Below are 23,807 nucleotides of genomic sequence, written 5' to 3' on the forward strand. Positions count from 1 at the left end.
CGATCGCTGCGGTGACAGCCCTCTAGCCCCATGACATTTTTACGTCAACAGGGTTTTTTAGGCCCCGCGACGAAAAAGTTCCGGGCGGACGTGTTGGGGGACAACGCTTTTCCAGAGGGCCGGGCGCGCGTAGGCGGGGCCATGCATTACCGCCATCGTCCATCATGACCCCCCGCTACGATGCCATCATCCTCGGTGCCGGCGCGGCCGGGATGATGTGCGCCGCCGTCGCCGGCCAGCGCGGGCGGCGCATCCTGCTGGTCGATCATGCCGCCGAGCCTGGCGCGAAGATCGTCATCTCGGGTGGCGGGCGGTGCAACTTCACCAATACCGGCACCGCGCCCGATCGCTTCCTGTCCGCCAACCCCCATTTCGCCAAATCCGCGCTCGGCCGCTACACCCCCGCCGATTTCATTGCGCTGGTCGAGCGGCACGGCATCGCCTGGCATGAGAAGACGCTGGGCCAGTTGTTCTGCGACGGATCGGCCCGCCAGATCGTCGCGATGCTGATGGGCGAATGCGAACTGGGCGGCGTGGCGCGCGCCTTCGGACAACCGGCCATGGTCGAGCATGACGGCACCGGTTTCCGGATCGCGATCGGCGGCCGCACCGTCACCGCCCCCGCCTTCGTCATCGCGACCGGCGGGCCGTCGATCCCCAAGATCGGCGCCACCGACGCCTCCTATCGACTCGCCAAGCAGTTCGGCCTGAAGCTGGTCGAGCCCCGCCCCGCACTGGTGCCGCTGACGCTGGGGCCGGACGAGGCCTTGTTCCGCGACCTGGCCGGCGTCTCCGCCACCGTCGTCGCGCAGGCGGGCAAGGCCGCGTTCCGGGAAGCCGCGCTGTTCACCCATCGTGGCCTGTCCGGCCCCGCGATCCTGCAGGCGTCGTCCTATTGGCGGCACGGCGAGACGGTCGCGATCGACTTCACCCCCGATCGCGACGCCGACTGGCTGGTGGACCTGAAGCGCGCCCAGCCCCGCGCCTCGTTGCGCCGTGCGCTCGGCCTGCCCGACCGGCTGGCCGACGCGCTGACGGGCCGGTTGCAGATCGCGGATCGGCTGGCCGATATCCCCGACAAGGCGCTGCGCGCCGCCGGCGCGCGACTCGGCCATTGGCCGTTCCGCCCCGATGGCACCGAGGGCTATGCCAAGGCGGAGGTGACGGTGGGGGGAATCAGCACCGCCGAACTGTCGTCCCGCACCATGGAAGCACGCCGCGTTCCAGGGCTTTACGCGATCGGCGAGGCGGTCGACGTTACGGGCTGGCTGGGCGGTTACAATTTTCAATGGGCATGGGCGAGCGGATCGGCTACAGGCAACGCGCTTTAGGGCTATACGCCAACGACCACGATACGCGCTGGTCCGGCGGGCGAAAGCCCCCATATTGGAATTCGATGCTTCCCGATAATCTCCCCGCGTCTCTTGCCGAGGCGCTTTCCGCCCGTGGTTACGACCAGCTCACCCCCGTGCAGTCGTCCGTCATCGCCCCGGAGGCCAGCGGCCGCGACCTGCTCGTGTCCGCCCAGACCGGCTCCGGCAAGACCGTCGCCTTCGGCCTCGCCATGGCGACCGAATTGCTGGTCGAGGGTAGCTTCCCGCCCGCCGGCCCGCCGCTGGCGCTGGTGATCGCCCCGACGCGCGAACTGGCGTTGCAGGTCAGCCGCGAACTGGAGTGGCTGTATGCCGGCGCGCGCATCGCCACCTGCGTCGGCGGCATGGACGCCAGCCGCGAACGCCGCGCGCTGAGCCATGGCACGCATGTCGTGGTCGGCACGCCTGGCCGTCTGCGCGACCATCTGGAACGCGGCGCCCTGCGCCTGTCCTCGCTGCGCGTCGCCGTGCTCGACGAGGCGGACGAGATGCTCGACATGGGCTTCCGCGAGGATCTGGAACAGATTCTCGACGCGACCCCGACCGAGCGTCGGACGATGATGTTCTCCGCCACGCTGCCGCGCCCGATCGTCGCGCTGGCCAAGACCTATCAGCGCGATGCCTTCCGCATCTCGACGGTGGGCGAGGATCGCGGCCATGGCGATATCGAGTATCAGGCGGTCGCGGTTGCGCCGTCCGATATCGAACACGCCGTCGTCAACCTGCTGCGCTTCCACGAGGCGGAGACGGCGATGCTGTTCTGCGCCACGCGCGACAATGTCCGCCACCTGCACGCCAGCCTGGTCGAGCGCGGATTCGCGGCGGTCGCGCTGTCGGGCGAGCATTCGCAGAACGAGCGCAACGCCGCGCTTCAGGCGCTGCGCGACGGTCGCGCCCGCGTCTGCGTCGCCACCGACGTGGCGGCGCGCGGCATCGATCTGCCCGGCCTCAGCCTGGTCGTCCATGTCGAGCTGCCGCGCGATGCGGAGACGTTGCAGCACCGGTCGGGCCGCACCGGCCGCGCCGGGCGCAAAGGCACCGCGATGCTGATCGTCCCCTATCCGAAGCGCCGCCGCGTCGACATGATGCTGCGCGGCGCGCGGATCGCGGCGAACTGGGTGCCGGTTCCCTCCGCTGACGACATTCGCGGCGCCGATCGCGAGCGATTGCTGACCAAGCTGGCCGAACCGGTCGAGCTGGACGACGAGGATCGCGCGCTGGGTCAGCGGCTGCTGGAGACGAAGTCGCCCGAGGATGTCGCCGCGATGCTGGTCCGCGCGCTACGCGCCAGCATGCCCAACCCCGAAGAGATGGCGGATGGCGCCAACGAGCCGCAGCGGCGCGAGGACGGGCATCGTCCCGGCTTCGACGACACCGTCTGGTTCCGGCTCGACATCGGTCGTCGCCAGAATGCCGATCCGCGCTGGCTGCTGCCGCTGCTCTGCCGCCGCGGCCATGTGACGCGCGAGGAGATCGGCGCGATCCGGATCGGCCCGTCCGAGACGTTCGTGCAGATCCCCCGCCCGATTGCCACGCGCTTCGCCGCCGCCGCCGCCAAGTCGTCGCATGGTGGCGACGACGAGAGCGGGATCGCGATCACCACGTCGGACGGTCCGCCGTCGATGCCGCGCGGCGCCCCGCGCGGTCGCCCGTCCAATGCCGGCGGATCGAATGCGGGCGGCGGTCCGCGGGGCGGCGCCGGTGGCGGCACCCGCTACCGCGCCAAGCCGACGCCGCCGCGCCGCTGATCGGGCGGGCGTCGATGCGAAAAGGGGGCCGACATGCGCGGCCCCCTTTTCGCTCGCCCTACCCCCCGCGCCCTATACCCGCGCCCCGGCGACGTAGCGGTCCACCACCCGTTCCAGCAGCGTCAGCGGCACGTTGCCGGTGCCGAGCACCACATCGTCGAACGCCTTCAGGTCATACCGCGCGCCCAGTGCCGCCTGCGCCTTGCCGCGCAACCGGTTGATCTCGTTATGGCCCATCTTGTACCCGCAGGCCTGCCCCGGCATCGCCGCATAGCGTTGCAGTTCGGCGGTCAGTTGCACTGCGGGCATCCCCGTCGCCGCCTGGAACCAGGCCAGCGCCTGCTCGAAGGTCCAGCGTTTGGCGTGCATCCCGGTGTCCACCACCAGCCGGCACGCGCGGAAGTTCATCGACTGGAGATAGCCGATCCGGCCCAGCGGATCGTCGTCATACACGCCCAGTTCGCTGGCCAGTTGCTCGGCATAGAGCGCCCATCCTTCCGAATAGGCGTTGAACGCCAGCAGCGACCGGATCAGCGGCAGGCGATAGCTGTACTCGCCCTGCCAGATATGGCCCGGCAGCCCCTCGTGATAGCATAGGGTCGGCAGCGAATAGCGCGGCCAGGTCGCCGTGGTCTTCAGGTTGATGTAGTAAAGGCCGGGCTGCGACCCGTCCATCGATCCCGGCCCGGCATAGCCGTTGGGCGCACCGTCTTGGATCGCGGGCGGCACCCGCTTGATCAGCAGACTGCCCTTCACCGGACTCCCGAACGCCCGCGGCAGGCGGGTGCGGATATCGGCGATCCGCCCGTTGAGATAGGCGAGCAGCTTCGCGCGCCCCGCATCGTCGTTGTCGAAGACCAGATCGGGCCGCGTCGACAGCGCCGACAGCCGCTCGCCCACCGTCCCCCTGGTCAGGCCCTGCGCCTTCAGCAGCGTGTCGATCTCCGCATTGATCGCGCGATTCTGCTCCAGCCCCAGCGCGTGGATCGCCTCCGGCGTCTCGTCGGTGGTGGTCGCGGCCTTCACCAGCCAGCGATACCAGCCGTCCCCGCCCGGCCGCTGCCACAGCCCGGGGACCGTGCTGGCACCCGGCCGCATCGCCGCGAACGCCGCGATCTGCCGGTCGAGCGCCGGGGCGATCCGCGCCGCGCATAGTCGCGCCGCCTGTTCGGCATGGCGCGCCGGCAGCCCCGCCTTCGTACATTTGGCGGCGAACGTCGCCACGATCGCCCAGTCCGCCACCGGTGTCGCGCGGATACCCTGCAACTGGCCCATCGTCAGGTCGATCACCAGCACCGGCGGGATCGCGCCGGCGGCGGCATCGGCGCGGATACGCGCCGTCTCGCCGTCCAGCGCGCGGGCATAATGGTCCAGCCGCGCCAGATAGGCTTCGGCATCGGCGGCACCCGCCACCTCGTGCTTGTTCTCCAGCAGATCGGGCACATCGGCATAGGCGCCCCCCAGCTGCGACACCAGGTAGGGCGAATTGCGGAAACTGGCGGACGGGTTCAGCACCGCGACCTCGCCGACCGGCATCGTCCGCCATCCCTCGTCGGCCAGCGCATGGGCCGCCTCGGTCGTGTCGACATCCATCGCCACGGCGGGCGACAGGCCGCGCCGGCCGATCCGCTTCAACATCGCCAGATGCGTGGCACAGCGCCCGGCCCGCGTCCGGTCCGCCGCGGCGCTGCGATCGGCGAGCCGGCCGCGCAACGCGATCCGCTCGCCCTTGTCGACCCCCAGCGACAGCGCCGCCTCCGGCCAGTCCGCCAGCAAGGCGTCGGCGATACCCGCCAGCTCCGCCGACGCCGCCCGATCGCCCGGCATGGGCATACCCGGCGCCCCGGCATCCTTCGCCTTGGCGCCGACCTGTGCCACCGCCGCGGCCGGCCATGTCGCCGCCGCCGCCACGCCGACGGCACCTGCCCCCACGATCACTTCGCGCCTGCCAATATCCACGCCGCCACTTTCCCTGCTGCCGTTCCGGTCGCAGCATAACCGCGCCCGGCGCCCGCACCACCACCCAAATGCCCGCAGCGCAATCGCGCGACCGCCCCCCGTTTTCGAGAAGCCGAACGCTTGTGCCGCCCCCGCCCTTCGGTTATGCGACACCCACGACGACCGGCCGACCGACGACACGATGTCGGCATGCCAGCGATCGTTCCCGACGAAGGCCATGCGCCTCAAGGGATTGGCGGGTGTAGCTCAATGGTAGAGCAGAAGCTTCCCAAGCTTACGACGAGGGTTCGATTCCCTTCACCCGCTCCACGCTTTTCCGTCATTCTCGCTATGTTGTCGTCGAAGGCTCTCCGGTCAAACTGCGGTGAGGCGGGCTGGTGTTTGATAGCGCAAGATGGTCGGAAGCCGCTGTGGTAGCGTAGCCGTAGCCGGAGGCTGCCCCCCCCGGACCGGCGTCGTCAGGCCGCCCGGGCATAGGCGGGCGTCCGTTTGCCGGCCTTGTCCTGATAGAGCGCCTTGTCCGCGACCTGCATCGCCTCGGCCAACGACGGGCTGTCGGCGGGATAGGCGGCGAACCCGATGCTGGTGGACCATTGCGGCACCCCGAGGATCGCCAGCCGATCCTGATGCACATGCCGACGGAGATCGGCGGCGAGATGCTCGGATGCGCCGGGCATCACGATCAGGAATTCGTCGCCCCCCAGTCGTACCGCATCCGCCCCGTGCCGTGCGCACCATCGTTGCAGCGATTCCGCGATCCGGACCAGCAGTTCGTCGCCGGCAGCGTGACCGTTCACGTCATTCACCTGCTTGAATCCGTCGAGATCCAGGGCGGCGAGTACGCCTCCCCTGCCCGCATACGCCTGGTCCGATGCCGCCAGCCATGCCCGGTTGTGCAGCCCGGTCAGCGGATCGGTCAGCGCGGCGCGGCGCAGTTCCTCGTTGGCGCGGAGTATCGGTATGGCCAGCAGGGTCAGGTTGGCGATCAGGGTCAGGACGGGCTGGGACATCCAGGCATAGTGCGCGACGATGTAGAATAGCCCGGTCGGCTGCAGCGGCAGGGCGAGGGCGCTGATGTAGCTCGGCAGGTTTGCGAGCATGGTCAGCCCCAGCATCCGGCGGGCGATCGCCAGCCTAGTGGCAGGCGTCAGCATCAGGTAAAGACCCGCCGTGCCCAACGATACCGCAAGTCCTGCGCCGGCCGCGAACTGCGGCAATGTCGTCGTACCGAACCGATCGGCAGGCGTGACGCCATAGGCGATGCCGGGAAGCAGCGCGAAGGCCGCTCCCCACCCGATGGGTATTCGCCGCCCCTCGAAAGCATCCAGACCGGCGGCGGTCGCCAAAGGCCCGGCGGCCAGCAGCATGTACAGGAAGAAGGCCGGCGCGACCGCGATGGGATGGGCCGACAGATCGAACCCGATCACGCCCAGCGAGTATGTGAGATTGGCCAGCGCCCACAGCCGCCAGTGCGGCCTGGCACGATGACGACGCGCGACGGTCTCGAACGTCACGGCGAAGCAGAGGCTGACGATCAGGCTGCACAACCAAAGCGTCGCCTCATCCGGCACTCGAAACAATCTCGCCCCCTCAAGCGCAAATCCCCGCCTACCCCTATCCCGTCATTTACTAACAAAAGGTTAACGCTCGACTGGCGTTGCCGACCGTCCTTGCTTCGGAGGGCAGCGCCCGCGTCATCGCCCCCTAGAGCGGGATGACATCGGATTGATCCGTCATGACGAACATCCGGTTCTACCTGATGTCATCCCGCTCTAGATGACGTAGCCCGTCGCAGGGCGCGCGCCCCAGTCCGCCCTCGCCGGCGGGCGTCGGGTGGCATGTGGCCGTCCGCCGACCATCGGGCATGCGCCTATGTCGCGCCGTCCCCCAGCCGATGCGGAAGTCGATCACGGCGCGGCCCGCCCCGGGCTGGACAAAGCGCAAGATGCGGCAGGGATGTGGCCAGCCAGGACAGCAATCGTGTGCGCCAAACGGCCGATATCCGTAAATAATGTTGAACAACGGTGCAGATGGATTGTTCTCGCACATGCAACATGTGCGTTGCATAGGAGGAGAAATCCATGTTTTTCAAGAATATAGCCGTCGCTTCGGCCGGTTTTGCGCTTGTCGCGGCACCCGTTGCTGCCAGCGCTGCGCCGGTTAACGCTGCATCGACGCTGTCCGTTGCCAAGTCCGCGCGCGCAGGCTCGACCACGTCGAAGTCGAGCAAGCTGGGTGCCGCCGGCGGCGCCAGCCTTATTCCCCTGTTGATCGGCGCGGGCATCATCGCGGGCGCGACGTACCTCATCGTCGATCACGAAGACGATGACGACGCCGACAGCAACTGACGGGTGAAGGGCGTCACGGCGCACCGCGTCGTCACGCCCGGCATGTCAGGCGCCCTGCCCGTTTGGCAGGGTGCCTTTCACCCGGTGCCCTGTTCACGCGGCGTCCTGGGCGCCGTTCCGGAAAGTGACCCCGCGCCTTGGGCAACTGGCGCCGACAGCGGGGATATCCATCGTGTCGGACGGGTTTACGCCAGGCGTCGGCGGTGGCCGCAGAGTCTATCTCAAGCGCGCTGGAATCGCGGTGACCGTTAGCGACGTCCACCGTTCGATCCGTAGGCGACCGCGATACGCCCTCCATGACATTCTCCGACAAACGGCGGAAACCCCGCCATCGTCGGGTTTCACGAGCCTGTGACGGGGGGATGGGTTTCCGTCACCCGCGCCATGACGGACAGCCGTTCCGCCGATCCCGTGGCGCCGGCCCGGCGACACCGCCATTTCCGATCCGTCGAAGGCATCGCCCGATGATGTCGCGGCCTCTCCCGCCCGTGGCCAAGTCGCTGTAAGGCGGCGGTTCCGTGGCATTGGCAGGACAGTGTAGGTGATGGACGACGAACGACGACGGCATCTGGAAGCCAAGCTGCTGGAGGCGCTTGCCCTGGCGGATGCGATCGAGGAATATGCCGTCGGCGCGATGCTGTCGGCCACCATCATGCATCTCCGCACCGATCGTCAGGATGCGTAACGTGAAGGGCCCGTCATGGCCGCCGATCCGGCGCTGATCGCGACGCTCTCACCCCAGCAGGTGGCGTGTCTGCGGCTGGTCGGCGAACTGCGCACCTCGAAGCAGATCGCGGAAATCCTCGGCATCTCGTCCCACACCGTCGATACCCACCTGTCGAACGCGGTCCGGAAACTGGCCGCCGCCAACCGGATGGAGGCCGCCCGCCTGCTCGGCGACGCCGCGATCGCCCCGCCCCCCGGCCCCGCTCCCCAGGCCGCGCCGCCAGCCCCTCCCCAGCGATTGACCGGTCAATCCCCGCCAGTGGCCACCAGCCCCGCGCCGGTCCTAGATCGTGCCGGTCAGCAAGATGACGTCGCACCGGTCGGCAGGCAGGTCGCGCTATCACGCTGGCTCCGTCTGGCGATCATCGCCGGCGGTGCCGTCGCCTTGGTCTACGCCGTCGTGCTCGTCGTCGTGGGGGCCGAGGTCATCATGCGGATGACCGATGAATATGGTCATTCGCGATCCGCTGGTGTGGCGTCCTCCCCGCCGGGAGCGTCACGGGGAATGTAGACATGCAGCATACACGACAAGCCATCGCCCGCACGATCGCAGCGCCGCTGCTGGCCACCGAGCAGGCGATCGACGAGGCACTGGCGCAGGCCGGCGCCATGGCGACCGCCATGGCGAACGGGCGGACCGCCGCACGGCTGCCCGCGATGATCGGTCAGGACGTGTTCGAAAGCCTGGGCGCCGCGATGACCGCGCTGTTCGAGGCGCGCCGCCGGATCGTGGAGGCCCATGCCGGGCTGGATCGTACCCGCGAATATCTGCGGATGCCGGAAACCAGCTATGGCGACATGTCGCCCAAGCCCCCGCTTCACGCCGCGCACCTGACCGCGGTGGACCGCGAGGCGGCTTGACGCACGGCGGCGGCGGGCATGACGGTGCCGACATGACGACCAACGTGATCCTGTTCGCGCTGCTCCAGCTGGGCGTCTCCGGCTATGCCGCGTGGCGCGGGGGCAAGCCCGAACGGTTCGTCGCCATCGCGATGTTCGCCGCCGCCTTCGCGACGATGATCGCCTACGCGCCGCTGTCGCGGCGGTTCGCGGGGGCGGAATTCGGGGTGCTCGCGGTCGATGTCCTGCTGTTCGCGGGGCTGACCGTGATCGCGCTGAATGCCAACCGATACTGGCCGATGGCGGTGGCATCGCTGCAACTGGCCTCCCTGATCGTCCACCTGGGCAAGCTGCTGGATCTCACGATGGGCGGCTGGGCCTATGCCCTGCTGCTGAAACTGTGGGCCTATCCCATGCTGCTGACGTTGCTGGTGGCGACGATGCGTCATCGCCGGCGGCTGGTCCGCTACGGTGTCGATCGACCTTGGACTTCATTCGATGCCAGATAGTATGAGATGCCGGGCCCGCCGGATGTACGACGACCGACAGCGCCGCCGGGATTTCGTCCCGGCGGAACTGCTGACCGATCCGGCATGGGACATCCTGCTATGGGTGTTCATCGAAACCGAACACGGCCGCCGCGTGACGTCGCTGGAGGCGGCCGTCGCCGCCGGCGTCACCAACGACATCGGCCTCCGCTGGATCAGCGCGCTGCGCAAGGCGGGGCTGGTCATGCCATGGTGGGCCGACGACGATTCCGATGCCTATGTGATGCTCAGCGACACCGGCTACCGTGGGATGCAGCGGTATCTGCAGCCCGACGCCTGATCCGTGATCCGCGACCGCGCGATCAGCGCGCCGACCACAGGTCGCGGATGCCGAGCGCCCGGTCGCCGACCCCGAAGAACGAGGCGAGCCGATGATGCTCGTCGGGTCGCAGCGCGCGGGGCACGCCGTCGTTGATGAAGCGCGACAGATAGCCGTCGGGACGGCCGATCATCCGCGACAGCGCCGCCCGGCTGCTGGCCCCCGCCGCGATCGTCGCGGCGAGCGACCGGCGCGGACATGCCTCGCCGCGGGAGGAAACGGAACGGGTCTCGGGAGCATGGAACGACATGCTCCCAAGATAGGAGTTCCGCCTATGTTCTCAATGCCCTGACCGGATTGCAGGGTCATTGCCGGGAGCGATCCGGACATCGGATGGCCCCCGGCAATCCCATTCAGCCGGTCGGGCTGGCGGCGTTGACCTCGTTGGCGGGCGGCGACACGTAGCGCAGCGTCTGCACCTGTTCCTTGGGATCGATCCGGCGGGTGCGGGTGAAGGGGGGCAGCGTCTGCGGCTCGCCTGTCTCCAGCGCGCGCACGATCCCCTCGATCACGCGCAGGTCGGCCAGCCCTTCCTCGGCGTCCGGCTCGGGCTCGCGATCCTCTAGGATGCATGCGGAGAAATACTTCATCTCGCCGCCGAACTGGTCGGTCGCCTTGAAGCTCTCATGGCTCTTCTTCTCGCCGATCGTCACGTTCTGCTCGATCGGATCGCCGAAGCCGTAGGCCGGGCTCATCTGGATCGACCCTTCGGTGCCCGCGATGATGAGGCTGTTGACGTTGTTCATCGCGTACGAGACGGTGAACTGCGCCAGCCGGTTGCCCGGCATCCGCAGCGTGACGGCCAGCGTATCGTCGAAATTCGCGGCCTGCGCCGGCGAACGCCGCACCCCCACCGCCGACACGACCTCCACTGGTTCCGCCCCGAACAGGTAACGGATCGCGTTGATCGGATACGGCCCCATGTCGAACAGCGGCCCCGCCTCGATCCCGTTCTCGGTACGGTGGTTGTCGGGGTCGACCATCTGCCCGAAGCACGAGGTGAAGGCGACCAGATCGCCCAGCTGGCCATCGCGGATCTTCCCGATCGCATCCAGCGTGCCCGGCTCGAAATGCAGCCGGTACGCGGTCATCAGCTTCGCCGAGGAAGCCTGCGCCGCCGCCCGGATCGCCTCGCCCTGCGCGACCGACACTTCCAGCGGCTTCTCGCACAGCACGTGGATGCCCGCCTCCAGCGCGGGGATCGCGAATTCGGCGTGGCGCCAGTTGGGGGTGGCGAGGTAGATCGCATCGACCTTGCCCGATGCCAGCATCGCGCCGAACTGCTCGTAGCTGTAGGTATCCTCGACGCCGTACTGGTCGGCGACCTTGCGCGCCTTTTCCGGGTCGCCGGTGACGAGCGCGACCAGTTCGGAATTGCCGGTGTGCTTGATGCCGGGCAGCATCGATGCCTGCGCGATATCGCCGAGGCCGACGACGGCGTAGCGCACCTTCTTGCCGCCGAATCCGAATGCCGATGCGATGCTCATGCCTGTACTCCTGCCATGTCGGGGTTTCGTGCCCCAACGCCCTGCCTCCGCTTTCTCTCCCTGCCGCCGGAGCCGGCGGGGCCGCGCCGGCGTTCATCCCGCATCCCTCATCGCCGGAGCCTGCGTGACCACTTCCCCCCGACAGCACTGCCCTCCCCGCCGCGACGCCGCCGGCTATCTGCCGATCGAGGATTACGGCGCGCTCGGCGACGGGCGCGGCATCGCGCTCTGCGGATCGGACGGATCGATCGACTGGTGGTGCGTGCCCAACATGGATTCGCCGCCGCTGTTCGACCGGCTGCTGGGCGCGGACGAGGGCGGCCGGTTCGCGATCACGCCCGATGCGCCGTTCCACGTGGAGCGCCGCTACCGGCCGGACAGCAACGTGCTGGAAACCCGCTTCGTCACCGAAGGCGGCACCGCCACGCTGGTCGAATCGCTCAACAGCGGCACCGCCGGCCGCCTGCCCTGGGCCGAACTGGCCCGCCGGGTGGAGGGGGTGGAAGGCAGCGTCACCTTCCTCGTCACGCTGCGGTTCAGCCGCCAGGCGGATACCGTCAACCCGTACATGTCGCGCGCCGGCCATCACGACCTGTTCCATGTCGGCCATGTCCTGGGGCTGTTCCTGCGCAGCGACAATGTCCGCGTCGACCGGATGGACGACACCGAGATCGCCGCCACCGTCACCGTGACGGCGGGCGAGCGCGCGACGCTGGCGATCGTGGCGGGGGAGGACGAGCCGCTGATCGTCCCCCCGATCGCGGAGATCGACGAACGCATCGACCTGTCCGACCGCGAATGGCGCGACTGGTCGGCCCGGCTGCATCATGACGGCGCGTATCGCGACGAACTGGTGCGCAGCGCGCTGGCGCTGAAACTGCTGCTCTACTCGCCCACCGGCGCGATCGCCGCCGCCGCCACCAGCTCGCTGCCCGAGAGGATCGGCGGCCCGAAGAACTGGGACTATCGCTACGCCTGGATTCGCGACGCGGGCTATTCGATCAAGGCATTCCTGCGGATCGGTGCGTGGGGGGAGGCGAAGTCGGCCTTCACCTGGCTGCTGAAGCGGCTGGGCGACGGCCAGCCGCAGGTCTGCTACACGCTCGACGGCCGCCACGTGCCGCCGCCGACCGAGGTCGACGTGCCCGGCTGGCGAGGATCGCAGCCGGTGGTGATGGGCAATCTGGCCGGCGACCAGCATCAGCACGGCATCTATGGCGACATCTTCGAGACCGCGGGCCGTTTCGTCGCATGCGGCAACGTCCTCGATCCGGTCAGCGCGGAGACGCTGTCGCATCTGGCCGACGAATGCGCCGATCGCTGGCGGCTGAAGGATGCCGGCATCTGGGAACTGGAGGACCCGCAGCATTACACCATGTCCAAGATCAGTTGCTGGCAGGCGTTGCAGCGCGCGATCGAACTGGTCGATGCCGGGCAGATGCCCTCCACCTGCCGCGAACGCTGGATGCGCGAGCGCGACCGGATCGCGGCGTGGATCGGCGAGCATTGCTGGTCGGAAAAGCGCGGCGCCTATCTGATGCACCCCGATACCGACCGCCTCGACGCCAGCGTCGCGCTGGCGGTGCGGTTCCGCTTCGACGGGCAGGACCGGCTGTCGCGCACGCTCGACGCGATCGACCGCGAACTGGGCGCGGGCGCCTTCCACTACCGCTATACCGGCGCCGACAAGGAGGAGGGCTGCTTCATCGCCTGCACCTTCTGGGTGGCGGAGGCGCGCGCGCTGCTCGGCCAGCAGGACCGCGCCACCGCGATGTTCCAGGCGGCGATGGCGACGCTGGATGGCCACGGCGTCGGCACCTATGCCGAGATGATCGATCCAAAGACGCACGCCTTTCTCGGCAACACCCCGCAGGGCTTGACGCATCTCGCGATCATCCAGGCGATCGCGACGCTGGCCGGGCGGGCATTGTGATGGGACAGCATGGGTGTACGATCGCGCCGGTCCTGCCTACACCGTCATAACGAAGACGGGGCCAGAGACTGGGCCGGAAAGCGGAGCGGTATGACGATCATCCGGCGATTGACCCTGACGCTGCTGGCCCTGACGCTGCTGGCCCTGACGCTGCTGGCCCTGTTCCCCGCCTCGCCCGCCATCGCCGCCGATCTGGTCGGCGATCGTCCGGTGCGCGGCGGGCTGACGATCGCGGCGAACGGTATCGCCGCCCCCGTCCTCTACGACCCCGCCGACCACCCCGTCGTCGTCCATGCCGCGCAGGGGCTGGCGCGCGACATCGCCACCGTCACCGGCATCACCACCGCCGCCGCGCCGCTCGCCGGCCAGACGCCCGCCCAGTCACCGATCACGCCGCCGATCATCCTCGGCACGCTCGGCCGCAACGCCGTGATCGACCGCCTCGTCCGCACCGGCAAGCTCGATGCCCGCCGCCTGACCGGGGCATGGGAAAGCTTCGTCATCACCATCGTCCGCCGCCCCGCCCCCGGCGTGCCCGTCGCGCTGGTGATCGCGGGCAGCGACCGGCGCGGCACCGCGTTCGGCGCGTACGAACTCAGCGAGGCGATCGGCGTGTCGCCGTGGCACTGGTGGGCGGACGTGCCCGCCCGCCGCCGCCCCGCGCTGTACGTCGCGCCCGGCACGCACCGGTTCGGCCCGCCCTCGGTCCGGTATCGCGGCATCTTCCTCAACGACGAGGACTGGGGCCTCCACCCCTGGGCGGCACGCACCTTCGAGCCGGAACAGGGCGGCATCGGCGCCAAGACCTACGAACGCCTGTTCGACCTGATGCTGCGGCTGAAGGCGAACACGCTGTGGCCGGCGATGCACCGCGTCAGCGCGCCCTTCAACCGGAACCCCGCCCACGCGAAACTGGCCGACGACTACGGCATCGTGATGGGATCGTCGCACGCCGAACCGATGCTGCGCGACAATGTCGGCGAATGGACCGACGCGGCCGACCGCTTCAACTACGCCACCAACCGCGCCGGCGTATCGCGCTATTGGGAGGAAAGGGTCCGCGCCAACGGCCGTTACGAAAGCCTGTGGACGTTGGGGATGCGCGGCATCCACGATTCCGGCATCGTCGGCGCGGAGACCCCCGCCGGCAAGATCGCGCTTCTGACGCAGGTCTTCGCGGACCAGCGCGCGATGCTCGCCGCGCATGTCGATCCGGCGGTCGAGCGGGTGCCGCAGATGTTCGTCCCCTACAAGGAGGTGCTCGACCTCTACCGCGCCGGGCTGAAGGTGCCGGACGACGTCACGCTGGTGTGGCCCGACGACAATTTCGGCTATATCCGCCAGTTCCCCGATGCCGCCGAGCGGCGGCGCGGTGGCGGCTCGGGGGTCTATTACCACCTCTCCTATCTGGGGGCGCCGCTCTCCTATCTGTGGCTCGGCACCACCCCGCCCGCGCTGATCCGCAGCGAGATGGGGCGCGCCTGGGATCATGGCGCGCGCACCGTCTGGATCGCCAATGTCGGCGACGTGAAACCGGCGGAGATCGGCATCACCGCCTTCCTCGCCATGGCATGGAACGTCGATACCGCCCGCGCGCAGACCCAGCGCGATTTCCTGCACGACTGGGCGACGCGCAGCTTCGGCGCAGCCGCTGCTCCCCCGATCGCCGACCTGATGGACCGCTGGTATCGCCTGAACCTCGAACGCCGGCCCGAACATCTCCATTACGGCCTGCCCGGCCAGCGCCCGCGTCCCAGCCCGCTCGCGCCGGCCGCGATCGACGCGCGCCTCGCCGCGTTCGATGCGCTGGTCGCCGATCTCGACCGGATCGAACCGGGGATCGCCCCGGACGCACGCGACGCGTTCTTCGAACTGGTCGCCTATCCGGTCCGCGCCGCCGCCGCCGCCAACCGCCGTTACTTCTCGGCCGAACGCTACGCCGCCTGGGCCGACAGCCGTCCGCTCCACGCCCGTCGCGCCGCCGCCGATGCCCGTGCCGCCGACGCGTTGGTCACATCACTCACCCGCCGCTTCAACAACGAAATCGCCGGCGGCAAGTGGCGGCACATCATGGCGGAGGAGCCGGCGGACAACCAGTGGCCCGGCTATCGCCTGCCCCCCGTCGCCCTCCCCGCCCCCGGCCTCGCCGACCCGGCCGCCCCGGCGGCACCCCCCGCCCCGCCCGCGACGACATCGGTGGTCGAGGCGGAAAGCGTCGCGGCGAAGGGCTGGCGCTTCGTCCCCGGTCTGGGGCGCGGCACCGGCGCGATGCTGGCATCGGGCGCCGGCACCCCGATCGGCTGGACGCTCGACACCGATCGCGCCGGCACGCTGGCCATCCAGTTGGTCCCGACCTTCCCCGGCACCGCCCGCACCGATTTCCGCCTGACCGTCACGCTCGACGGCACCCCGCGCACGATCGCGGTGCCGCGCCACGCCGGCGACGCCGCTTGGTCGGCGGGCGTCCTCGACAATCTCGTGTCCGTCCCCCTCGGCCCCCTCACCCCCGGCCGCCACCGCCTGACCATCGCCACCCCGGACGAGGGGCTGATGCTCGACCGCCTGACCGTGACGCCGCCCCTCACCAATGCGGCGACACCGACCCACTGACGCCCCGCCCGCCCCCACCGTCATGCCGCGCCCGTCCCGGCCTGACGAAGCGGTGTCCGTGGCCCCCCATATTCGTCGCGCCGCCACCCCGGCCCGTCGGTCGCCTCTGGACCGGATCACGCCGATGCCGCACAGCAGCATCTACCGATGACCACCGCTCCGCCATCCCGCCGTCGCTGGCCGCTGTTGCTGGTGGCCGCGCTGTCGCTGGTCGTCGCGGTGGCGGCGGGGCTGCTGGTCCTGTTCACCAGTCCCGCGCCCTGGGTCGCGCCCCGCCCGGCCCCCACTGCCGAACAGGTCGGCGCCGGGCGCGACGCGCTGGTCCAGTTGCGGGGCGCCGCCGACATGCCCGCCGCGCATCCGATCGCCTTCGGCCCCGAACAGCTGGACGGGATCGCCGCGCTCGCCAGCCACGGCCTGCGGCCCGACCGGTTGTCGCTGGGGGTGAAGGACAACGGGCTGCACATCGTCGGCAGCCATCGCCTGCCCGGCGGGCGCTGGCTGAACGCGGCGGTCGTCGCGGTGCGGTCCGGCCGTGGCTTCCCCGCCACCCACCTGACGATCGGCCGCCTGTCGCTGTCCGACCGGTGGAGCCGCGCGATCCTGAACGTCGGCCGCCGCCTGCTGGCGTGGCGCGGGGTGGAGGTGCCGCCGCTCGACGTGATGGTGCGCCATGTCGCGATCGGCGGCGGCAAGGTCGTCGCGATCGTCGATCCCCCCCGTCCGCAGGCCAACATCGATGGCGTCGCCGTCACCCGCCGTTACTGCGCGCTCGCCGGGGCGCAGCGCCGCACCCCCGCCGCGCAGTTCGCCACGCAGGTCCGCCGCGCGTTCATCGGCGCCGCCAGCCCGTCCGACAATCAGGCGGGCTTCGTCGCGCTGGCGATGCTGCTGGTCGACGAAAAGGCCAGCGAGCTGGCGAACGTCGCCCGCGCCCATGTCGACCGCTGCCGCATCCCCGCCCCCATCGTCACGCTGCACGGCCGCGCCGACCTGCCCAAGCACTGGTCGCTGTCCGCCGCGCTGGCGGTCGGCGGCGGCGCGCAACTGGCGCAGGCGATGGGCGAGTGGAAGGAACTGGCCGACAGCCTGGCCCCGCAATCGGAATTCGCGGTGGGCGATCCCACCGGCTTCTCGTTCATCGACATCGGCGCCGACCGCGCCGGCTTCCGCACCGCCACCTCGGCGACGAAGCCCGATCGCGCCGCCGATCGCGCCGCCCGCCTGCGCGCCGCCACCGACGACAGCCTGCTGCCCCCGGTCATCCTCCGCGAGCCGGAGGGGCTGACCGAAGCGCAGTTCACCCGCGCCTATGGCGGCATCGGCACCCCCCGCTTCACCGCGATGATCGAGCGGATCGATGCCATCCTGGGGGAACGGTGATTACCCGATGAACGGCGCCGCGATCTCCGGTCGCACGCGCAGCAGCCGCCCGGTCGCGCGGTCGATCAGCGCCCAGGTCGTCACCGCCGTCACCAGCGCGCGGCCGTCCGCGCCGACGAAGCGGACATGCCGGTCGAACCGCGCCCCCTTCGGCTCGCCCACCCAGGTCCGGGCGGTGACGCGCTGCCCCTCGGTCAGGTTGCCGCGATAATCGATCTCGTGCCGGGTCACGACCCAGGCATAGGCGGCGACATGCGCCGGGGCCGCCGCCGCTTCCCAGTGCGCGGTGGCGATATCCTGGATCCAGCGCACCCAGACCGCATTGTTGACATGCCCCAGCTCGTCGATGTCGGCCGCCCCCGCGACGAAGTCCTGCGCGAATTCCCTCATGCCGCCCGTCGTTTCCGCCACCATTGCACCCCCAGGATCAACGCCGCCACCGTCGCCGCCGCGATTCCCACCGTGGTCACGCTGGGGCTGTACCGGTCGAGCAGCGCGGTGATCCCCTGTCCGAACACATAGCCCAGCGTGGTGAACAGCGTGCCCCACACCACCGCCGCGACCGCGTTCAGCGTCACGAACATCCGCGCGGACACGCCGGTGGTGCCGATCGCCACCGGGCTGATCGTGCGGAACCCGTAGATGAAGCGGAACGCGAGGATGAACCCCGCCGGATGCCGCTCGAACGCGGTCAGCGCGCGGGCGAAGGCGGGCTTCTGCATCCACCGCACCACGCGCGGATGGTCGCGGAACCGCCGCCCGGTCAGGAACAGCAGCTGGTCGGCGGTGAACGATCCCAGCACCGCCACCGCGATCGCACCGGCCAGCGGCACCAGACCCTGATGCGCCATCACCCCGCCGGTGACGACCACGGTCTCCCCCTCCACCCCCGCGCCGATGAAGATCGCGATCAGGCCGTACCGTGCAAGGATCGCCGCGATCGTCATGGTCAGGGCGTCAGCCCGCGATCCCCAGCTGCCACAGCACGAAGGCATGTTCCTCCGCCACTTCGCGCAGGGATTCGAACCGGCCGGACTTGCCGCCATGGCCCGCCCCCATGTTGGTCTTCAGCAGCAGCAGATTGTCGTCCGTCTTGGTCGCGCGCAGCTTCGCGGCCCATTTCGCCGGTTCCCAATAGGTCACGCGCGGATCGTTCAGCCCGCCGGAAATGAACAGCGGCGGATAGGCGTGCGCCTTCACGTTGTCATAGGGGCTGTACGACCGGATCAGCGCGAACGCCGCCGGGTCCTCGATCGGGTTGCCCCATTCGGGCCATTCCCCTGGCGTCAGCGGCAGGTCCGCGTCGAGCATCGTGTTCAGCACGTCGACGAACGGCACGTCCGCCACCACCGCGCCCCACAGGTCGGGATCGGAATTGACCACCGCGCCCATCAGCTCGCCGCCCGCCGATCCGCCCGCGATCGCGATCCGCCCGGCGCTCGTCCATCTGTCCGCCACCAGCCCGCGCGCCACGTCGACGAAATCGTTGAACGTGTTGGTCCGCTTGGTCAGCTTGCCGTCCAGATACCATTGCTGGCCCAGATCGTCGCCGCCCCGGATATGCGCGATCGCAAACGCCATCCCCCGGTCGAGCAGGCTCAACCGCCCGGTCGAGAAGCCCGGCGGGATCGCCATGCCGTACGCGCCATACGCATAGAGATAGACCGCGCCCGTCCCGTCGCGCGGAAAATCGGCCGGGTACACGATCGACACCGGCACCTCGGTGCCGTCGCGCGCGGCGATCTTCATCCGCTCGGTGCGATAGCGGCCGGCGTCGTAGCCGGACGGGATCTCCTGCACCTTCAGCGTCGTCAGCCCACCGGTCGCCACGTCGTAATCATAGACGGTGCCGGGCGTCACCATCGACTGGTACCCCATCCGCAGCACTTGGCTGTCGTATTCGGGATTGTCGCCGAGGCCAGCGGCATAGCTCGCCTCCGGGAACGCCACCCGCACCGGCGCCGTGCCCGCGTCGTAGCGATGGATCTCGACCTGATCCAACCCGTCCTCGCGCCCCTCCACCACGAAGAAGTCGCGGTAACACTCCACCCCCGTCATGTAGAAATGCGGCGACGGCGCGATCAGTTCGCGCCAGTCGCCCGGCGCATCGATGCTCGCGGTACACAGCCGGAATTGCGGATCGGTGTCGTTGGTGTGGATGAACAGCGTGCCGTCATGCTCGTCCACGTCATATTCGCGCCCCTCGACGCGGGGGGCGACCAGGATCGGCGTCGCGGTCGGATCGCCCGCCGGCACCAGCCTGATCTCGCTGGTCACATGGTCGCCGGTGCCGATCGCGATCCACACGCGCGACGAGGTTTCGCCGATCGACACGCGGAAGCCCTCGTCCGCCTCCTTGTACAGCTCGATATCGTCCGCCACCGGCGTGCCCAGCCGGTGCAGCCGGGCATTGTCGGTCCGCCACTGCTCGTTCGCCAGGCCGTACAGGAAGCCGCTGTCGTCCGCCGTCCACACGATGTCGGACAGCATCCCCGGGATCACCTCGGGCAGGTCGCGCCCGGTCGCCAGTTCCTTCACCCGCACCGTGAAGCGTTCCGCGCCGGTATCGTCGATCGCATAGGCCAGATGCCGCCCGTCGTTGCTGACCGCGAACGCGCCGAGCGAGAAATATTCCTTCCCCTCCGCCAGCGCCGGTTCGTCGAGCAGCAGTTCGTCGGCGCTGCCGTCGGCCGGCGCGCCCACCGGCCGGCGCCACCATTTGCGATACTGGCCGCCCGTCTCGAACGCGGTCCAGTACAGCCAGTCGCCGTCCTTCTGCGGCACCGAGGAATCGTCCTCCTTGATGCGGCCCTTCATCTCTTCGTACAGCGTGTCGACCAGCGGCCGGTGCGGCGCCATCGCCGCCTCGAAATACACGTTCTCCGCGTCCAGATAGGCGAGGATCGCGGGGTCCTTCACGTCCGGATAGCCGGCATCCTTCAGCCACGCATAGGGATCGTCGATCGTCTCGCCATGCACCGTGACGCTGTACGGCCGCCGCTCCGCCACCGGGGGGGCGGGCAGGTCGGTCGGGATGGCGGGGGGAACGGAATCGGTCATGCCCGTTCCATAGCGGCTGCCACCGCCATGTCGACGCTTCGCACGCGCCCCCGCCCCGCCGCCCTACCCTTCTGCCGCCTCCTCTTCTGCCACCTCCCCGGCGGAAGCCGGGGTCCAGTTGGGACGGCCGTCGTGGATCGTCACCACACTTCACCCAACTGGGCCTTGGCCGCCGCCGGGGAGGCGATGATGGCGGCGGTGACGCGCGCCAGTGACCAGCGAAAAGAACGCCGTACACCCCTCATACAGCCCCGCCGCGTTACATCCGCACCATGCTCCCCGGCACGTTCACCTTTCCCGATCCGCTCACCACCCCCGCCCCCTATGCCGTCGCCGTCGCGATCGTCGCGGTGCTGATGCTGGCGCGGCGGGTCGCGATCGTGCGGCTGGGGGTGCAGATCGTCACCTGGGGCGTGCTCGCGCTGCTGCTGGTGATGGTGATCGACCAGCGCGCCGATGTCGATCCGTGGATCGGCCGGATCGCGGCGATGCTGAAGCTGGAGGACCAGCGCGTCGTCGGCGACACGATGCGCGTCCGGATGAGCCCCGACGGCCATTTCTGGGTCCGTGTCCGGCTGGGCAATACCGAACGGCGGATGCTGATCGACAGCGGCGCCACCGTCACCGCCGTCTCCACCCGCACCGCCGCCGCGGCGGGGCTGGAGGCGGGCGGCGGCATCGTCCCCGTGCTGCTGCGCACCGCCAACGGCACCGTGCAGGCGCAGACCGCGCGGGTCGACGAACTGCGCCTCGGCAACATCGTCGCCCGCGACCTCACCGTCGTCGTCTCGCCTGCGTTCGGCGAGGTCAACGTGATCGGCATGAACTTCCTGTCGCGCCTGAAGTCGTGGCGGGTGGAGGACAACACGCTGATCCTCGTGCCGCACCACCCGCAAAAGCCGGACCCCGCGACGGCCTGACCCTTCCCCTCTCCTGCCTCCCTTCTTCTGCCTCCCTTCTTCTGCCTCCCCGGCGGAGGCCGGGGCCCAGTTGGGAAGGCCGCAGTAAGTTAGTCACGAACGTCCCCCAACTGGGTCCCGGCCTCCGCCGGGGAAGCGTATGAAGGAAGGCGCAACCGCGCCCCATGCCCCCCTGTCCTACACTCACCGCATCTGCCAGAACCCGCCGCCATGATCGTCGCGTCCGCCCCCGTCATGTACCCCGTGCCTGCCGGCCGCACCTCATGCGCCCACCCCGCGCACCCCTGTAGGATGCGACTTTCGTGACTTTCCACCGTGACCTTTCAGCCCCGGATACCGCCATGTCTTCCCATTCCGCCCGTCTCGCCGCCCTTCGCGACCAGCTCGCCCGCCAGCGACTGGACGGTGTCGTCATCCCGCTGACCGACGAGCATCTCAGCGAATATGTCGGCGCCTATGCGCAGCGGCTGGCCTGGCTGACCGGGTTCGGCGGCTCGGCCGGCACCGCCGTCGTGCTGGCGGATGGCGCCGCGATCTTCACCGACGGCCGCTACACGCTGCAGGTCCGCGAACAGGTGTCCGCCGCCGACTGGACCTATGTCGATGTGCCGCAGACCCCGGTCGCCGACTGGCTGGCCGCGCACGCCCCCGCCGGTGCGCGGATCGGCTACGACGCCTGGCTGCATCCGCAGACCTGGGTGGACGACACCGCCGCCGCCCTCGCCGCCACCGGCGCGGTACTGGTCGCGGTGGACGCCAATCCCGTCGACGCGATCTGGACGGATCGCCCCGCCCCCTCCCCCGCGCCGCTGACGGTGCAGGCCGATGCCCATGCCGGCGTCGCCTCCGCGGCAAAGCGCGCCGCGATCGCCGACTGGCTGGTGGCGCGGCGTGCGGACGCGGTGGTGCTGTCCGCGCTCGATTCGATCGCGTGGCTGCTCAACATCCGGGGCGGCGATGTCGATCACACCCCCGTCGCGCTCGCCTATGCGATCCTCCACGCGGACGGCGCGACCGACCTGTTCGTCGCGCCCGGCAAGATCGACGATGCGGTGCGCCAGCATCTCGGCAATGCCGTCCGCCTGCACGACCGCACCGCCTTCGCCGCCGCGCTGCACGATCTGGCCGGCAGGCGCGTCGTCGCCGATCCCGCCGGCTCGGTCGCCGCGATCGTGCAGGCGCTGGCCGCCGGCGGCGCGACCGTGGTGGCGGAGCGCGATCCGGTGCTGCTGGCCAAGGCGATCAAGAACCCGGTCGAGATCGCCGGCCACCGTGCCGCCTCCGCGCGTGACGGTGCCGCGCTCACCCGCTTCCTCCACTGGGCGGCCACCACCTGTCCGGCGGGCACCGAAACCGAATTGTCGGCGGCGGCGAAGCTGCTGGAATTCCGGCAGGCGACCGGGTGCCTGATCGACACCAGCTTCGCCACCATCTCCGCCACCGGCGCGCACGGGGCCAGTCCGCACTATCACGTCACCCCCGAATCGGATGCGCCGATCCTGCCCGGCCAGCTCTATCTGATCGATTCGGGCGGCCAATATGCCGATGGCACCACCGACGTGACCCGGGTGCTGCCGATCGGCCCGCCGACGCCGGAGATGCGCGACCGCTTCACCCGCGTGCTGAAGGGGCATATCGCGATCGCCACCGCGGTCTTCCCCGATGGCACCTGCGGCGGCCAGATCGATGCGCTGGCCCGGGCGCCGCTCTGGCAGGCGGGGCTGGATTACGGCCATGGCACCGGCCACGGCGTCGGCGCCTATCTGTCGGTGCACGAAGGGCCGCAGCGGATCGCCAAGCCCGATTATCCCGGCGGTCAGGCGCTCGAACCGTTGCGCGCCGGCATGATGCTGTCGAACGAGCCGGGCTACTACAAGGCCGGCGACTACGGCATCCGGATCGAGAACCTGTTGCTGGTCGAACCGCGCACCATTGCCGGCGGCGATCCCGACCGCGCGATGCTGGGGTTCGAGACGCTCACCTTCGCGCCCATCGAGCGCGACCTGATCGACCCGGCCCTATTGACGCCGGACGAGCTTTCATGGCTCAATGCCTATCACGCCACGGTGACGAAGATCATCGGGACGCAACTCGATGGAGAGGTGCTGCAATGGCTTTTGGAAAAATGTGCGCCCGTCGGCTGATGCTGGTCGTCCTCGCGGTAGCCTGCGCCTACGGCGCGTCGGTCGCCACGCGCGAGGCGGTGGATATCGCCAGTCACGCCACCGGATCGTTCGGCATCGGCTGATCGCCTTGTCCGGTAGCGGCGATATCGGCTTCGGTGGCGTCGCCCGTGGCCACCGCCGCCGCCGATTCGCGCGCCTGCCCTTTCCGCCGCCGCAGATTGGCCCTCAGCGCCGCCGCCCGCCGCTCGTCCCGCTCGTTGTTCGCCATGGCTTCCCCTAGCCGTTCGAACAAAGCCTTGACAATCCGTCCCCCCTCCGCTCTAGGCGCGCTTCGCCCGTCGGGTCGAGTGCTGCCGTAGCTCAGTGGTAGAGCGCATCCTTGGTAAGGCTGAGGTCGTGAGTTCAATCCTCACCGGCAGCACCATTT

The 23,807-nt window shown here is 69.6% G+C and carries 21 protein-coding genes and 2 tRNA genes; 15 read left to right on the forward strand and 8 right to left on the reverse strand.

The features are described from left to right. Nucleotides 1–164 precede the first annotated feature (164 nt). The gene (locus IFT82_RS10480; RefSeq protein ID WP_192126440.1) at nucleotides 165–1,331 is read left to right on the forward strand and encodes an NAD(P)/FAD-dependent oxidoreductase; all 1,167 of its coding nucleotides are present in this window, start codon (nucleotides 165–167) and stop codon (nucleotides 1,329–1,331) included. 65 nt (nucleotides 1,332–1,396) lie between these two features. Further along, nucleotides 1,397–3,121, forward strand: coding sequence for a DEAD/DEAH box helicase (locus tag IFT82_RS10485; protein ID WP_192126442.1), 1,725 nt, complete (start codon nucleotides 1,397–1,399; stop codon nucleotides 3,119–3,121). Nucleotides 3,122–3,193: 72 nt separating this feature from the next. Here the strand turns inward: IFT82_RS10485 and IFT82_RS10490 are convergent, their stop codons facing one another. After that, nucleotides 3,194–5,080 carry a DUF885 domain-containing protein gene (locus IFT82_RS10490; protein ID WP_342355094.1) on the reverse strand — a complete coding sequence of 629 codons (1,887 nt, stop codon included), beginning with the start codon at nucleotides 5,078–5,080 and terminating at the stop codon, nucleotides 3,194–3,196. Nucleotides 5,081–5,315: 235 nt separating this feature from the next. Between IFT82_RS10490 and IFT82_RS10495 the strand changes: the two genes are divergently transcribed. Continuing rightward, nucleotides 5,316–5,389 (forward strand) — tRNA-Gly (locus IFT82_RS10495). 149 nt (nucleotides 5,390–5,538) lie between these two features. On the opposite strand, the gene IFT82_RS21330 is transcribed toward IFT82_RS10495, so the two are convergent. Continuing rightward, nucleotides 5,539–6,594: a diguanylate cyclase domain-containing protein gene (locus IFT82_RS21330; protein WP_207105777.1), complete on the reverse strand. Its 1,056-nt coding sequence runs from the start codon at nucleotides 6,592–6,594 to the stop codon at nucleotides 5,539–5,541. Nucleotides 6,595–7,161: 567 nt separating this feature from the next. On the opposite strand from IFT82_RS21330, the gene IFT82_RS10505 reads away from it, so the two are divergent. From IFT82_RS10505 to IFT82_RS10530, 6 genes are all read left to right on the forward strand, one after another. Then, nucleotides 7,162–7,428 (forward strand): hypothetical protein, encoded by a 267-nt coding sequence (locus IFT82_RS10505; RefSeq protein ID WP_192126448.1) that lies wholly within the window; start codon nucleotides 7,162–7,164, stop codon nucleotides 7,426–7,428. Between the two features lie 541 nt (nucleotides 7,429–7,969). Beyond that, nucleotides 7,970–8,113, forward strand: coding sequence for a hypothetical protein (locus IFT82_RS10510; RefSeq protein ID WP_192126450.1), 144 nt, complete (start codon nucleotides 7,970–7,972; stop codon nucleotides 8,111–8,113). A 15-nt stretch (nucleotides 8,114–8,128) separates the two neighbouring features. After that, a complete protein-coding gene (locus IFT82_RS10515) occupies nucleotides 8,129–8,665 on the forward strand; it encodes a helix-turn-helix domain-containing protein (RefSeq protein WP_192126452.1) in 537 nt (178 codons plus the stop codon). Between the two features lie 2 nt (nucleotides 8,666–8,667). After that, nucleotides 8,668–9,015 (forward strand): hypothetical protein, encoded by a 348-nt coding sequence (locus IFT82_RS10520; protein ID WP_192126454.1) that lies wholly within the window; start codon nucleotides 8,668–8,670, stop codon nucleotides 9,013–9,015. Nucleotides 9,016–9,047: 32 nt separating this feature from the next. Then, nucleotides 9,048–9,503: a hypothetical protein gene (locus IFT82_RS10525; RefSeq protein WP_207105778.1), complete on the forward strand. Its 456-nt coding sequence runs from the start codon at nucleotides 9,048–9,050 to the stop codon at nucleotides 9,501–9,503. A 22-nt stretch (nucleotides 9,504–9,525) separates the two neighbouring features. Next, nucleotides 9,526–9,822 (forward strand): hypothetical protein, encoded by a 297-nt coding sequence (locus IFT82_RS10530; RefSeq protein WP_192126458.1) that lies wholly within the window; start codon nucleotides 9,526–9,528, stop codon nucleotides 9,820–9,822. 22 nt (nucleotides 9,823–9,844) lie between these two features. On the opposite strand, the gene IFT82_RS10535 is transcribed toward IFT82_RS10530, so the two are convergent. Beyond that, a complete protein-coding gene (locus IFT82_RS10535; RefSeq protein WP_192126460.1) occupies nucleotides 9,845–10,111 on the reverse strand; it encodes a hypothetical protein in 267 nt (88 codons plus the stop codon). A gap of 103 nt (nucleotides 10,112–10,214) precedes the next feature. Next, the gene (locus IFT82_RS10540) at nucleotides 10,215–11,348 is read right to left on the reverse strand and encodes a Gfo/Idh/MocA family protein (protein ID WP_192126462.1); all 1,134 of its coding nucleotides are present in this window, start codon (nucleotides 11,346–11,348) and stop codon (nucleotides 10,215–10,217) included. Between the two features lie 124 nt (nucleotides 11,349–11,472). On the opposite strand from IFT82_RS10540, the gene IFT82_RS10545 reads away from it, so the two are divergent. From IFT82_RS10545 to IFT82_RS10555, 3 genes are all read left to right on the forward strand, one after another. Then, complete coding sequence (locus tag IFT82_RS10545) at nucleotides 11,473–13,281, forward strand: glycoside hydrolase family 15 protein (protein WP_342355095.1); 1,809 nt, start codon at nucleotides 11,473–11,475, stop codon at nucleotides 13,279–13,281. 108 nt (nucleotides 13,282–13,389) lie between these two features. Then, nucleotides 13,390–15,891 (forward strand): glycosyl hydrolase 115 family protein, encoded by a 2,502-nt coding sequence (locus tag IFT82_RS21195; protein ID WP_274602236.1) that lies wholly within the window; start codon nucleotides 13,390–13,392, stop codon nucleotides 15,889–15,891. A gap of 147 nt (nucleotides 15,892–16,038) precedes the next feature. After that, complete coding sequence (locus IFT82_RS10555) at nucleotides 16,039–17,274, forward strand: hypothetical protein (protein WP_244646671.1); 1,236 nt, start codon at nucleotides 16,039–16,041, stop codon at nucleotides 17,272–17,274. Here the strand turns inward: IFT82_RS10555 and IFT82_RS10560 are convergent, their stop codons facing one another. From IFT82_RS10560 to IFT82_RS10570, 3 genes are read right to left on the reverse strand one after another with little or no spacing between them, the layout of a single operon-like run. After that, the gene (locus IFT82_RS10560) at nucleotides 17,275–17,664 is read right to left on the reverse strand and encodes an acyl-CoA thioesterase (protein ID WP_244646672.1); all 390 of its coding nucleotides are present in this window, start codon (nucleotides 17,662–17,664) and stop codon (nucleotides 17,275–17,277) included. It abuts the gene before it with no gap. After that, complete coding sequence (locus tag IFT82_RS10565) at nucleotides 17,661–18,221, reverse strand: DedA family protein (protein WP_192126470.1); 561 nt, start codon at nucleotides 18,219–18,221, stop codon at nucleotides 17,661–17,663. Before IFT82_RS10565 ends, IFT82_RS10560 begins: the two co-directional genes overlap by 4 nt. Before the next feature lie 10 nt (nucleotides 18,222–18,231). Beyond that, complete coding sequence (locus tag IFT82_RS10570; protein WP_192126472.1) at nucleotides 18,232–20,334, reverse strand: S9 family peptidase; 2,103 nt, start codon at nucleotides 20,332–20,334, stop codon at nucleotides 18,232–18,234. A gap of 272 nt (nucleotides 20,335–20,606) precedes the next feature. Here IFT82_RS10570 and IFT82_RS10575 point away from each other — a divergent pair, with 272 nt between their 5' ends. Next, a complete protein-coding gene (locus IFT82_RS10575; RefSeq protein WP_192126474.1) occupies nucleotides 20,607–21,254 on the forward strand; it encodes a retropepsin-like aspartic protease family protein in 648 nt (215 codons plus the stop codon). A 341-nt stretch (nucleotides 21,255–21,595) separates the two neighbouring features. Then, nucleotides 21,596–23,398 (forward strand): aminopeptidase P family protein, encoded by a 1,803-nt coding sequence (locus tag IFT82_RS10580; RefSeq protein ID WP_192126476.1) that lies wholly within the window; start codon nucleotides 21,596–21,598, stop codon nucleotides 23,396–23,398. Nucleotides 23,399–23,471: 73 nt separating this feature from the next. On the opposite strand, the gene IFT82_RS10585 is transcribed toward IFT82_RS10580, so the two are convergent. Next, nucleotides 23,472–23,648 carry a hypothetical protein gene (locus IFT82_RS10585; protein WP_192126478.1) on the reverse strand — a complete coding sequence of 59 codons (177 nt, stop codon included), beginning with the start codon at nucleotides 23,646–23,648 and terminating at the stop codon, nucleotides 23,472–23,474. 81 nt (nucleotides 23,649–23,729) lie between these two features. On the opposite strand from IFT82_RS10585, the gene IFT82_RS10590 reads away from it, so the two are divergent. Beyond that, a tRNA-Thr gene (locus IFT82_RS10590) sits at nucleotides 23,730–23,804 on the forward strand. The last annotated feature ends 3 nt before the right edge of the window (nucleotides 23,805–23,807 follow it).

This window comes from Sphingomonas sp. CFBP 8760, assembly GCF_014841615.1.
Lineage (GTDB): Bacteria > Pseudomonadota > Alphaproteobacteria > Sphingomonadales > Sphingomonadaceae > Sphingomonas.

Excerpts from the sequence above, each read along its gene's own strand:
- IFT82_RS10555 (WP_244646671.1), top strand. The coding sequence starts at position 16,039 with ATGACCACCGCTCCGCCATCCCGCCGTCGCTGGCCGCTGTTGCTGGTG.
- IFT82_RS10535 (WP_192126460.1), bottom strand. The coding sequence starts at position 10,111 with ATGTCGTTCCATGCTCCCGAGACCCGTTCCGTTTCCTCCCGCGGCGAG.
- IFT82_RS10530 (WP_192126458.1), top strand. The coding sequence starts at position 9,526 with ATGTACGACGACCGACAGCGCCGCCGGGATTTCGTCCCGGCGGAACTG.
- IFT82_RS10585 (WP_192126478.1), bottom strand. The coding sequence starts at position 23,648 with ATGGCGAACAACGAGCGGGACGAGCGGCGGGCGGCGGCGCTGAGGGCC.
- IFT82_RS10505 (WP_192126448.1), top strand. The coding sequence starts at position 7,162 with ATGTTTTTCAAGAATATAGCCGTCGCTTCGGCCGGTTTTGCGCTTGTC.
- IFT82_RS10485 (WP_192126442.1), top strand. The coding sequence starts at position 1,397 with ATGCTTCCCGATAATCTCCCCGCGTCTCTTGCCGAGGCGCTTTCCGCC.
- IFT82_RS10570 (WP_192126472.1), bottom strand. The coding sequence starts at position 20,334 with ATGACCGATTCCGTTCCCCCCGCCATCCCGACCGACCTGCCCGCCCCC.
- IFT82_RS10560 (WP_244646672.1), bottom strand. The coding sequence starts at position 17,664 with ATGAGGGAATTCGCGCAGGACTTCGTCGCGGGGGCGGCCGACATCGAC.
- IFT82_RS10480 (WP_192126440.1), top strand. The coding sequence starts at position 165 with ATGACCCCCCGCTACGATGCCATCATCCTCGGTGCCGGCGCGGCCGGG.
- IFT82_RS10520 (WP_192126454.1), top strand. The coding sequence starts at position 8,668 with ATGCAGCATACACGACAAGCCATCGCCCGCACGATCGCAGCGCCGCTG.
- IFT82_RS10575 (WP_192126474.1), top strand. The coding sequence starts at position 20,607 with ATGCTCCCCGGCACGTTCACCTTTCCCGATCCGCTCACCACCCCCGCC.
- IFT82_RS10525 (WP_207105778.1), top strand. The coding sequence starts at position 9,048 with ATGACGACCAACGTGATCCTGTTCGCGCTGCTCCAGCTGGGCGTCTCC.
- IFT82_RS10515 (WP_192126452.1), top strand. The coding sequence starts at position 8,129 with ATGGCCGCCGATCCGGCGCTGATCGCGACGCTCTCACCCCAGCAGGTG.
- IFT82_RS10540 (WP_192126462.1), bottom strand. The coding sequence starts at position 11,348 with ATGAGCATCGCATCGGCATTCGGATTCGGCGGCAAGAAGGTGCGCTAC.
- IFT82_RS10565 (WP_192126470.1), bottom strand. The coding sequence starts at position 18,221 with ATGACGATCGCGGCGATCCTTGCACGGTACGGCCTGATCGCGATCTTC.
- IFT82_RS10580 (WP_192126476.1), top strand. The coding sequence starts at position 21,596 with ATGTCTTCCCATTCCGCCCGTCTCGCCGCCCTTCGCGACCAGCTCGCC.